Raw genomic sequence first — 10,728 nt, 5'->3', positions numbered from 1 at the left:
GTCGGTTCGCGGGCGAAAGAAAGCGTGCGGCAGAATTTTCTGATGAGCCGGCTATTAGAGGACTGGTTCGATCTCCTTTCTGAATACGAACGGCCGGTGGTCTGATCGCTTTGGATTCGAGAACCTCTGATAACCTCAATGGTGGAAAGCCGATGCGCATTGCCCAAGTAGCGCCTCTTGCCGAAAGCGTTCCTCCCAAGCTTTACGGCGGCACCGAGCGTGTAGTGGCGTGGCTGGTCGATGAACTGGTAAGCATGGGGCACGAGGTGACCCTGTTCGCCAGCGCGGATTCGAAGACCTCCGCCAAGCTTCATGGAGTCTGGCCTCGGGCTCTTCGACTCGGCCGCCCGCGGACGGACCCGATGGTTGCCCAGGCAGCGCTGTTGGAAGCGGTTGCCCTGCACGCGCCCGAATTTGATGTCATTCACATCCATATCGATTGGCTGCACCTGCCGCTCCTCAGCCGACTTGGCGTGCCCTTTTTGACAACCTGCCACGGGCGCATGGACTTGCCGGGCTTTTCAAATGTGGTCCAGCGCTTTCCCGACGCGCCGTTCGTTTCGATATCGGACAATCAGCGCCTCCCGCTGAAAGAGGCAAAATGGCTGGGCACGGTTTACCACGGCTTGCCGGCCGACCTTTTCCGTCCCTCCTTCGAGCCCGGCTCCTATCTTGCCTTCCTGGGCCGGTTGACGGCCGAGAAAGGCCCGGAAGCCGCGATCCGGATTGCGCGCGCAGCCAAAATGCCGCTTCGTATCGCCGCAAAGATACCGCGGGGCGAACGAAACTATTTCAAGGAGAAACTCGAACCGCAGATCGACGGAGAGCAAATCCAGCTCACCGGAGAGGTCAATGATGAAATGAAACGGCAGTTTCTGGCGGGCGCGGCTGCGTTGCTGTTCCCCATCGATTGGCCAGAACCGTTCGGTCTCGTCATGATCGAGGCCATGGCCTGCGGCACGCCGGTGGTGGCCTTCCGCTGCGGCTCGACCCCCGAGATCGTCGAGGACGGCAAGACCGGCTTCCTCGTCGACACGCTGGAGCAGGCGGTGGCGGCGGCCGGCCGGGCCCGCCTGCTGGACCGCGAGGCGATCCGGGCCCGGTTCGACCTGCGCTTCTCGGCCACGGCGATGGCGCGGCGGTATCTGGACGTCTACGGCGACCTGCTGGCCAGGCGGCCCTATGCCGAGGAGCCGCTGGCCGACGTGGTGACGCCCCTGCGGCCGACCGAGGAACGGAGCTTCGCGCTCGGGGCGTGATATCCCTTCCCGTGTCCGGCGCCGTATGAACGGGAAGCCGCCCTCAAGCGTTCGCATTCCGCAGCCAGCCTGACGACACCGACGGAGCCGCGCCCGGAGCCCCCATGGACGACGCCTACAGTGTTGCGACCACCGCCGCGGAGACCGGCGAAGCGGACGGACTGGAACGGTTGATGGCGCTGAAGGACGCGGACACCTTTCTGGTGGCCGACGGCTGGGGCGACATGAAGGGCGGGGCGGACGGCCTGTTCGACCACGACACCCGCCTGCTGTCGCGGCTGGTCCTGACCATGGGGCTGGCGCGGCCGTCACGGCTGAGCTCGGGCGTCAGCCAGGACAACGTCTATTTCACCTGCCATTCGACCAACCGGCCGCTGCCGCCGATGGGCGGGCGCTCGGCCCCGGCCGGGGTGCTGCACATCGAGCGACGGCGCTTCGTGCGGAACCGGCGCATGTTCGAGCGGGTGCGCATGGTCAACCACGGCGTCGAGGACGTGCTGTTGCCGCTGGCCTTCGACTTCGCGGCCGATTTCGCCGACATCTTCCAGGTCAGGGGCACGCTGCGGGAGCACCGGGGGAAGGTCGAGACGCCGACCCACGACGGCCGCCGCGTGACCTTCCGCTATTCGGGCCTCGACGGTGTGGTGCGGACCAGTTGCCTGGCCTTTTCCGAACCGCCGGCGCGGCTGGGCGAAAGCCGGGCGGAGTTCATGTTCAGCCTGCCCATGGGCCGGCGCTGCGACCTCTATGTCGAGTGCGGCGCCGACAGCTGTGACGCTCCGGACGAGGCGCGGTACCGGCAGAACGCGGTGCAGGCCCGGCTGGCGATGCGGACGCGGCGTCGCCGGGGGGCTTCGCTGAGGGGCCCGCGCAGCCCGCGCTTCAACGACTGGCTGGACCAGTCGCGGGCCGACGTGGCCCTGCTGACCACCGACCTGCCGACCGGACCCTATCCCTATGCGGGCGTGCCGTGGTTCTCGACGCCGTTCGGGCGCGACGGGATCATCACCGCCTGGCAGATGCTGTGGCTGGACCCGAGCCTGGCCAAGGGGGTGCTGACCTATCTGGCCATGCGTCAGGCGACCGACGTCTCGGCCTTCCAGGATTCCGCCCCGGGCAAGATCATGCACGAGACCCGTGGCGGCGAAATGAGCGCCCTGGGGGAGGTGCCGTTCGGCCTCTATTACGGCGGGGTCGACACCACCTGCCTGTTTGTGGCCCTGGCCGGCGCCTACGCCCGGCGGACGGGGGACTTCGCCCTGATCCGCCAGCTGTGGCCCAATCTGATCGCCGCGGCGGGCTGGATGAAGGACCACGGCGACATCAATGGCGACGGCCTGGTCAGCTACCAGCGCGGCGCCGAGACCGGCCTGTCGAACCAGGGCTGGAAGGACTCCGAGGATTCCATCTTCCACACCGACGGGCGCTTCCCCAGGGGGCCGATCGCCCTGCTGGAGGTGCAGGGCTACGCCTACGCCGCCTGGCGGGCGATGGCCGAGCTGGCCGCCGCGACGGGCGACGCGCGGGAGGCGGAATGGGCCGCGCGGGCCGAGGCGACGCGCGCCCTGGTCGAGGACCGGTTCTGGATGGAGGACGAGGGCTTCTACGCCATCGCCCTGGACGGCGACGGGGCGCAGTGCCGGTCGATCGGCTCCAACGCCGGCCACCTGCTGTTCACCGGCCTGCCCTCGGCGGAGCGGGCGCAACGGGTGACCAAGCGGCTGCTGGGCGCCGAGTTCCGCTCGGGCTGGGGCATAAGGACCCTGGCCACCGGCCAGGCCCGCTTCAATCCGATGAGCTATCACAACGGCTCGGTCTGGCCCCACGACACCGCCATGGCGGCGGCGGGCATGGCCCGCTACGGCGAGCGACGGGCCGTGGCCCTTCTGCTGGGGGAGATCTACGCCTCGGCCGCCCATTTCCACCTGCGCCTGCCCGAACTGTTCTGCGGCTTCGAGCGGATCCCCGGCGAGCCGCCCATCGCCTATCCGGTCGCCTGCCTGCCCCAGGCCTGGGCGGCGGGCTCGGTCTTCCTGATGCTGCAGTCGGCGCTCGGGATCGGCATCGACGCCATCGCCGGGACGGTGGAGATCGACGACCCTGTCCTGCCCGCCGGCATCGACCGACTGAATGTCACCAACCTTCGGGTCGGGGACGGCGTGGTCGACCTGGCCTTCCAGCAGATGGGGCTGCACACCGTGGTGATCCCGCAGCGCCGTGACGGCCCGGTCTCGGTCCGGACCGTCCGTTAGGCCAGGCCCCGCTCCAGCGCCTTACGGAACACGGTCGGCAGGGACCGCAGGGCCTCCTCCGGATCGGTCCAGAGGAAGTCGCCCGCGCCCTCGGCGACCTGGACGGACAGGGTCAGCGAGAAATGGGTGAAGACGTGCTCGACGGCGCCGGCCTCTCGCCAGTCGGCGGCGGCTGGCGGCACGGCTTCCGGGACGTTCGCAACCCAGTCGGAGGTCGGCAGGCCCAGCATGCCGCCCAGCAAGCCCTTGTCGGGCCGCCGCGCCAGCGCCACCCGCCCCTCCCCGTCCCGCAGCACCCAGGCTACGCCCGTCCGGTGCGGCCGGTCCGTCTTCCGCGTCTTCAGCGGCCAGCGCCCGGGATGGCCCGAGGCGTAGCCGGCGCACCACGGGGTCAGCGGGCAGGCCTCGCACAGCGGCGTGCCGGGGCGGCAGACGGTGGCGCCGAGGTCCATCAGGGCCTGGGCCCAGTCTCCCGGGCGGTCGTCGGCGACCAGCGAGGCGGCGAGCCGCTTCAGCTCGGGCCTGGCGGCGGGCAGCGGCGTCTCGACCGCGAACAGCCGGGCCATGACCCGCTCGACGTTGCCGTCCACCACATTGGCCGGGCGGCCGAAGGCGATGGCGGCCACGGCGGCGGCGGTATAGGCGCCCACCCCCGGCAGGGCCAGAAGCCCGGCCTCGGTGTTGGGGAAGACGCCCCCGTGGTCCCCCGCCACCGCGCGGGCGCAGGCCAGCAGGTTGCGGGCGCGCGCGTAGTAGCCCAGCCCCGCCCAGGCGGCCATGACGTCGCCGTCCCCGGCCGCGGCCAGGTCGGCCACGGTGGGCCAGCGGGCGGTGAAGGCCTGGAAATAGGGCGTGGCGTGCGCGGTGGTGGTCTGCTGCAGCATCACCTCGGACAGCCAGACGCGGTAAGGATCGGGCGGCGACGATCCCGGCGGCGCGCGCCAGACCAGCGTCCGCCGGTGGGCGTCGTACCAGGCCAGCAGGGCGGCGCGGAGGGCGGCGACGTCGATGGGGACATCGATGGGGACGGGGAACATCGACCGCGCTATAAACCGGAAATGCCCCGCACGCTGCCCACAGACGCCGAGGTCCGAGAAATCCTGTCGCGACGGCGCACGCGTCCGGCCCCGCGTCCCGCCCCCCGGGCCGGACGGGCCTTGCAGGGGCTGATCAAGGAGCTGGACGCCAAATTCGGGCGCGGGGCCGCGGCGCTGGAGCCGCGCTGGCGCGAGATCGTCGGCGACCGGCTGGCCCGTGTCACCCGGCCGCAGAAGCTGACGAAGGGTCGCGGCGGCGCGGGCGGAACGCTGGAACTGCGCGTGGCCGGCCCCGCGGCCCTGCTGGTCCAGCACCAGTCGGAAGACATCCTGGCGCGGGTCAATCTGTTCCTCGGCGCCGGCAGCGTCGACCGGCTGAGGATCGCCCAGGGGCCGGTCCGGCCGCCGTCCGACATCGCCGCGCCGCCGAAGCGCCGGCCCGCCCTCCAGCCCCTGTCGGCCCACGACGAGGCGGACCTGAAGGCCGCCGTCGACCAGGCGCCGGAGGCGTTGAAAGGCCCGCTGGAACGGCTGGGACGGGCCGTTCTGGGCGATCCCGAAAAAGGCCGCGACCGTTCGGGCCGTTGACAAAACTTCGCCGTTTCTGTTCTCGAAAGTCGTGACGCGCGCGTATTCGCGGGGAATCGCGCAATGCTTCCGAAATCCCGCCCCCAGTTGAGGACGACGCCATGAGCGCCAAGACCAAATACGCCGCCATGAGCCGCCGCGCGGCGATGACCGCCGCGGCCATGGCCGCCATGGCCACGCTCGCCGGCTGCGGCGGCAGCGGCGCCGGGGCCGCCGCCACCGGCGACATGGCCCTGGGCGCCGCCGAGGGGGCCAAGGTCACCGTGGTCGAATACGCCTCGGTCACCTGCGGCCACTGCGCCGCCTGGCAGGAGGAGACCTGGCCCGCGTTCAAGGCCGCCTATGTCGACACCGACAAGGTCCGCTTCGTGTTCCGCGAGCTGCCGACCCCGCCGGCCAATGTCGCCGTGGCCGGCTTCCTGATCGCCCGCTGCGCCGGCGCGGACAAGTACTTCGACGTCGTCCACGGCATCATGTCCAGCCAGCGCGAATGGCAGGCGGGCGTCAATCCGCGCGACACCCTGTTCCGCGTCGGCAACGGCGCCGGCCTGAGCAACCAGCAGATCGAGACCTGCATCACCGATCCCGAGGGCCTGAAGGCCGCCGAGGAGCGTGAGCGGGCCGCCGTCCAGGCCGGCGTGACGGGCACGCCCGCCTTCTTCGTCAACGGCGTCAAGATCGAGACGCCCGGCGGCGAGGGGGCGTCCATGGAAGACCTGTCGCGCGCCATCGACGCCGAACTGGCCAAGGGCTGATCGCTCCGGTGACGACGCCGCGGCGATCCCTGCTGATCCTGGCGCTGGGCCTGCTGGCGCCCGTCGTCGCGGCCTCGGCCCCGGCGGTCGCGACCGAACAGGTCGCGCCGCCGACGGCGGCGGACCGCAGCATCGGCCGGGCCGACGCGCCCGTGACCGTCATCGAATACGGCTCGTTTTCCTGCCATGTCTGCGCGGCCTGGCATGAGATGGTCTGGCCGACGTTCAAGCAGCGTTTCATCGATACGGGACAGGTCCGGTTCGTGTTCCGCAACCTGCCCACCCAGCCGGAGGAACTGTCCCTGTCCGGCGCGGCCCTGGCGCGTTGCGCGGCCCCTGACCGCTTCTTCGACGTGGCCGCCAGCCTGATGCACGGCCAGGCCGCGGTGCTCCGGGGCGGAAACCGGGAAGACTGGTACAACCCCGCCATCGCCGTCAGCGGCCGGACTCGAGCCCAGATCGACGCCTGCGTCACGACCCCCGCGACCCGGGCGGCCATCACTCGCGATATCGAAAGCGCGCACGCCGCCGACGTTCATTCGACTCCGGCCTTCTTCGTCAACGGACGCCGTGTGACGGACCGCACGCTGGGCGGGCTGGAGGTCGCGATCCGGGCGGCCGCCGCGGGCCAGTGACCGCGTAGGGGCCGATGCAGTTCCAGCGCCTCCGGCTCGTGGGCTTCAAGTCCTTCGTCGACCCCGCCGAGGTGCATATCGAGCCGGGCCTGACCGGCGTGGTCGGCCCCAACGGCTGCGGCAAGTCCAATGTGCTGGAAGGCCTGCGCTGGGTCATGGGGGCCAACTCGGCCAAGGCCATGCGCGGCCAGGGCATGGACGACGTCATCTTCGCCGGGGCCGCCGACCGGCCGCCGCGCAACCACGCCGAAGTCCAGCTGACCATCGACAACGCCCAGCGCCGGGCGCCCCAGCCGTTCACCGACAGTCCGATGCTGGAGGTGTCGCGCCGCATCGACCGGGGCCAGGGCTCGACCTACCGCATCAACGGCAAGGAGGTGCGCGCCCGCGACGTCCAGCTGCTGTTCGCCGACGCCTCGACCGGGGCCAACTCGCCGGCTCTCGTGCGGCAGGGCCAGATCAGCGAACTGATCGCCGCCAAGCCCCAGAACCGCCGCCGCATCCTCGAGGAGGCCGGCGGCGTGGCCGGGCTGCATACCCGCCGCCATGAAGCCGAACTGCGGCTGAAGGCGGCGGAAGCCAATCTGGAGCGGCTGGACGACATCGGCCGCGAGCTGGAAACCGCCCTGACGCGGCTGAAGCGCGAGGCCCGACAGGCGGAGCGGTACAAGAAGATTTCCGCCGAGATCCGGGCCCTGCAGGCCGCCCTGCTGTTCGTGCGCTGGAACGACGCCCGCGTGGCGGCGGAGGCGGCGGCGCAGGAATTGGCCCAGGCCGACCGGGCGGTGGGCGAGGCGACGACGGCGTCCAGCCGGGCCCAGACGGCGGCCCTGGCCGCGCAGGAAGCGCTGAAGCCCGCCCGCGAGGAGGACGCCGTCGCCGGCGCCCTGCTGCATCGCGCCTCGCTGGAGCGCGACCGCCTCGACATGGCCGAGCAGGCCGCCCGCGCCGAGGTCGACCGCCTGACCGCCGAGGCCGCCCGCATCGCCGCCGACATCGAACGCGAAACCGCCATGGCCGGCGATGCGGAAGGCGAACTGGCCCGGCTGGGCGTGGCGCTGGAAATCCTGACGGCGGAGATCGCCGGCGCCCCGACGCGCGGGCCGGAACTGGAAGCCGCCCTCGCCGCCGCCGAGGACGCCCGCAAGGCCGCCGACGCCGAGGTCGAGCGCGTCGCCGGCGCCGCGGCCTCGGTCGAGGCGCGGGTCAACGCCGAAAGCGCCCGCAAGCGCGACGCCGAGGCGCGGGTGGCGCGGGCGGAGGCGCAGCTGTCGTCGGCCGAGGCCGAACGCGCGGGGCTGGGACCGCTGGTCACGCCGGAAATCGAGGCGGCCAGGGCGGCCCTGGAAGCGGCGCAGGCCGAACTGGCGGCGGCGCGGGCGGCGGTCGAGGCGGCGGAGGCCGAGCGCGGCGACCGGGCGCGGGCCGAGGCCGAGGCCCGGACGGCGGCGCGGGCGGCCGAGGACCGGCTGGGCCGGCTGCAGACCGAGGCGCGGGGCCTGGCCCAGCTGCTGGCCCAGGGCCGGCGTGAGTATCCGCCGGCACTGGACCGGGTGCAGGCCGACAAGGGCTATGAGGCGGCGCTGGCGGCGGCCCTGGGCGACGATCTGGACGCGGCTCTGGACAAGGCCGCCGCCGCCTATTGGGCCGGGGCGGATGTTCCGGCTCCGGCGTGGCCGGCGGGCGTCGCCCCGCTGGGCGACCACGTTTCCGCCCCCGACCAGTTGAAGGCCCGTCTCGCCCTCTGCGGCGTCGCGCCCGCGGACGAGATCGAGCGGCTGGCGAAGTCCCTGCCCGTCGGCGCCCGGCTGGTGACGCGCGAGGGCGACCTGTGGCGCTGGGACGGCTTCGTGCAGCGCGCCGAGGCGCCGCGCCCGGCCGCCGTCCGCCTGGCCCAGCGGACCCGGCTGTCGGAACTGGAAGCCGGGATCGACGCGGGCAAGCCGGCCCTGGAGGAAGCGCAGACGGCCCTCAAGGCCGCGACCGAGGCCTTCCGCGCCGCCGAGGAGGCGGTGAAGACCGCCCGCGCCGCCCCCTTCCCGCTCGACAAGGCCGTGACGGCGGCGCGCGACCGGGTCGAGGCCCTGGGGCGCGAACAGGCGCGCAAGGAGGCCCGGGCCCAGGCGCTGGACGAAACCCTGACCCGGCTGAACGCCGAGGTCGAGGCGGCGCGGGCGGCTCTGGCCGAGGCGCAGGGGACCGACGCCCCGTCCGAGACCCTCGACGGCCTGCGCGCTGAGCTGGCGGCCGCGCGGACGGCGGCCGATGCGGCGCGCGGCGCGGCGGCGACGGCGCGGGTCGAGCGCGACGCCGAGGCGCGCGAGGTCGCGGGCCGACAGGCGCGGCTGGACGGCCTGACCCGCGAACGCGACGGCTGGGCCGCCCGGGCGAAGGACGCGACGGCGCGGATCGCGGCGCTGGAGAAGGATGCGGAGAAGACGGCCGGACGGCTGAAGGTCGCCGCCGACGCCCCCGAACAGCTGGCGACGCAACGCTCGTCTCTGCTCGACGCCCTGACCGCCGCCGAGACCCGGCGCAGGGCGGCCGGCGACGCCCTGGCCGTGGCCGAAGGCGCGGCGGCCGAGGCCGACCGCGCCGCCCGGGCGGCGGAGGCGGAGGCGTCATCCGCGCGCGAGGCGCGGGCCGGGCTGGCGGCCCGGGCCGAGGGGGCCGCGGAACGACTGGCCGAGACCGAGGCCAACGTCAGGGAAACGGCCCAGATGTCGCCCGAAGAGCTCGGTCAGAAGCTGACCGACGACGCCATCGCCCGCCCGCCCGACGCGGCCGGGGCCGAGAGCCTGCTGTACGGCCTGGAGCGCGAGCGCGAGGCCCTGGGCGCGGTCAATCTGCTGGCCGAGGAGGAGGCGGTCGAATACGGCGACCGGCTCAACACCATGCGGGTCGAACGCTCGGACCTGACCTCCGCCATCGCCAAACTGCGCGACGGCATCGACGAGCTGAACGCCGAGGGCCGCGAGCGGCTGGTGGCGGCGTTCGACGTCATCAACGACAATTTCAAAAGCCTGTTCGAGGCCCTGTTCGGCGGCGGCCAGGCCGAGCTGAAGCTGGTCGAGAGCGACGATCCGCTGGAGGCCGGGCTGGAGATCTACGCCTGCCCGCCCGGCAAGCGGCTGGCGGTGATGAGCCTGATGTCCGGCGGCGAACAGGCCCTGACGGCGGCGGCCCTGATCTTCGCCGTCTTCCTCGCCAATCCGGCCCCGGTCTGCGTGCTGGACGAGGTCGACGCCCCGCTGGACGACGCCAACGTCGACCGCTTCTGCCGCATGCTGGACGAGATGCGCAAACGCACCGACACCCGCTTCATCGTCATCACCCACAATCCGGTGACCATGAGCCGGATGGACCGCCTCTACGGCGTCACCATGCCGGAACGCGGCGTGAGCCAGCTGGTCAGCGTGGACCTGACCACGGCGGAAGAGATCGTGGCGGCGTAAATCCTCCCCTGAAGGGGGAGGACCTAGCGCCCGATGACCTCAGTCCTGAGAAACCACCCGAAGATCGCCGGGCCCTCGATGACATAGCGGCGGAACATCCGGCGCGGCTGGCTCAGCAACCGGTGCAGCCATTCCAGCGACAGCGTCTGGAAAATCCGCGGCGCCCGCTGCTGGCGGCCGGTCAGGAAGTCCACCGACGCCCCGACGCACAGCGTCACGCCATGCGACCGCCCCGCCGCGCGCAGGGCGTGGGCGAACAGCTCCTGTTTGGGGAAGGAGACGCAGGCCAGCAGCAGGTCCCACTCGGCCCCGGCGGCGTGGCCGACGGCCGCCCGCCAGCCGAGCGCGCCGGGAACCAGCATCGGCGCCTCGAGAAACTTCAGCGTCTGGCGCGGATAGCGGGCCGCCAGGGCGTCGAACGCCGCGCGGTCGGGGCCGAAGACGGCGATGGTCAGGCCTTCCGCGGCCGGCGAGGCCAGCAGGTCGGCGGTCATGTCCGAGCCCGGATAGACCGGCAGCGCCACACCCCGCAGCCGCGCCAGATGGCTCAGGATGCGGCTGTCGCAGACCTTGAGCGCGGCGCCCTCATAGACATCGCGGGCGACCCGGCCGTCCATCAGCTTGACCACATGATCGACGTTGGGCGTGACGACATAGCCATAGGCCCCGCGCGCCATGTCCAGCACGCGGGCCAGCATCTGCGGCCGGTCGCCGTCGGCGAAATCGAGCGTCATGAAGCGGGCCATG

8 protein-coding genes are annotated in these 10,728 nt (G+C 72.2%); 6 read left to right on the top strand and 2 right to left on the bottom strand.

The features are described from left to right. Nucleotides 1-152: 152 nt before the first annotated feature. Together Q8Q71_RS14390 and Q8Q71_RS14385 are read left to right on the top strand one after the other, a co-directional pair. Complete coding sequence (locus tag Q8Q71_RS14390; RefSeq protein ID WP_305760287.1) at nucleotides 153-1,259, top strand: glycosyltransferase family 4 protein; 1,107 nt, start codon at nucleotides 153-155, stop codon at nucleotides 1,257-1,259. Nucleotides 1,260-1,363: 104 nt separating this feature from the next. Next, nucleotides 1,364-3,511 carry a glycogen debranching N-terminal domain-containing protein gene (locus Q8Q71_RS14385; RefSeq protein ID WP_305760286.1) on the top strand — a complete coding sequence of 716 codons (2,148 nt, stop codon included), beginning with the start codon at nucleotides 1,364-1,366 and terminating at the stop codon, nucleotides 3,509-3,511. On the opposite strand, the gene mutY is transcribed toward Q8Q71_RS14385, so the two are convergent. Continuing rightward, nucleotides 3,508-4,548 carry an A/G-specific adenine glycosylase gene (gene mutY / locus Q8Q71_RS14380; RefSeq protein ID WP_305760285.1) on the bottom strand — a complete coding sequence of 347 codons (1,041 nt, stop codon included), beginning with the start codon at nucleotides 4,546-4,548 and terminating at the stop codon, nucleotides 3,508-3,510. The two genes, Q8Q71_RS14385 and mutY, sit on opposite strands and share 4 nt — an antisense overlap. Before the next feature lie 21 nt (nucleotides 4,549-4,569). Here mutY and Q8Q71_RS14375 point away from each other — a divergent pair, with 21 nt between their 5' ends. The 4 genes from Q8Q71_RS14375 to smc all read left to right on the top strand — a co-directional run bounded on the left by Q8Q71_RS14375 (nucleotide 4,570) and on the right by smc (nucleotide 9,981). Continuing rightward, entirely contained in the window at nucleotides 4,570-5,136 is a 567-nt protein-coding gene (locus tag Q8Q71_RS14375) for a DUF721 domain-containing protein (protein WP_305760284.1), read from the top strand. A 101-nt stretch (nucleotides 5,137-5,237) separates the two neighbouring features. After that, the gene (locus Q8Q71_RS14370; RefSeq protein ID WP_305760283.1) at nucleotides 5,238-5,891 is read left to right on the top strand and encodes a thioredoxin domain-containing protein; all 654 of its coding nucleotides are present in this window, start codon (nucleotides 5,238-5,240) and stop codon (nucleotides 5,889-5,891) included. 8 nt (nucleotides 5,892-5,899) lie between these two features. Beyond that, on the top strand, nucleotides 5,900-6,526 hold the full coding sequence (locus Q8Q71_RS14365; protein ID WP_305760282.1) for a thioredoxin domain-containing protein: 627 nt from the start codon (nucleotides 5,900-5,902) through the stop codon (nucleotides 6,524-6,526). 14 nt (nucleotides 6,527-6,540) lie between these two features. Continuing rightward, a complete protein-coding gene (smc, locus tag Q8Q71_RS14360; RefSeq protein WP_305760281.1) occupies nucleotides 6,541-9,981 on the top strand; it encodes a chromosome segregation protein SMC in 3,441 nt (1,146 codons plus the stop codon). A 23-nt stretch (nucleotides 9,982-10,004) separates the two neighbouring features. Here smc and Q8Q71_RS14355 read toward each other — a convergent pair whose 3' ends face one another. Next, nucleotides 10,005-10,727, bottom strand: coding sequence for a WecB/TagA/CpsF family glycosyltransferase (locus Q8Q71_RS14355; RefSeq protein ID WP_305760280.1), 723 nt, complete (start codon nucleotides 10,725-10,727; stop codon nucleotides 10,005-10,007). Between the last annotated feature and the right edge of the window lies 1 nt (nucleotide 10,728).

Source organism: Brevundimonas sp. (assembly GCF_030704825.1).
Classification (GTDB): Bacteria; Pseudomonadota; Alphaproteobacteria; order Caulobacterales; family Caulobacteraceae; genus Brevundimonas.
The sequence above is the reverse complement of the archived record's forward strand: the minus strand, read 5'-3'. Positions and strand labels throughout refer to the sequence as shown.

Bases quoted from the DNA above. Each gene is read 5' to 3' on its own strand.
- Q8Q71_RS14390 (WP_305760287.1), top strand. From the start codon at position 153: ATGCGCATTGCCCAAGTAGCGCCTCTTGCCGAAAGCGTTCCTCCCAAG.
- Q8Q71_RS14385 (WP_305760286.1), top strand. From the start codon at position 1,364: ATGGACGACGCCTACAGTGTTGCGACCACCGCCGCGGAGACCGGCGAA.
- mutY (WP_305760285.1), bottom strand. From the start codon at position 4,548: ATGTTCCCCGTCCCCATCGATGTCCCCATCGACGTCGCCGCCCTCCGC.
- Q8Q71_RS14375 (WP_305760284.1), top strand. From the start codon at position 4,570: ATGCCCCGCACGCTGCCCACAGACGCCGAGGTCCGAGAAATCCTGTCG.
- Q8Q71_RS14370 (WP_305760283.1), top strand. From the start codon at position 5,238: ATGAGCGCCAAGACCAAATACGCCGCCATGAGCCGCCGCGCGGCGATG.
- smc (WP_305760281.1), top strand. From the start codon at position 6,541: ATGCAGTTCCAGCGCCTCCGGCTCGTGGGCTTCAAGTCCTTCGTCGAC.
- Q8Q71_RS14355 (WP_305760280.1), bottom strand. From the start codon at position 10,727: ATGGCCCGCTTCATGACGCTCGATTTCGCCGACGGCGACCGGCCGCAG.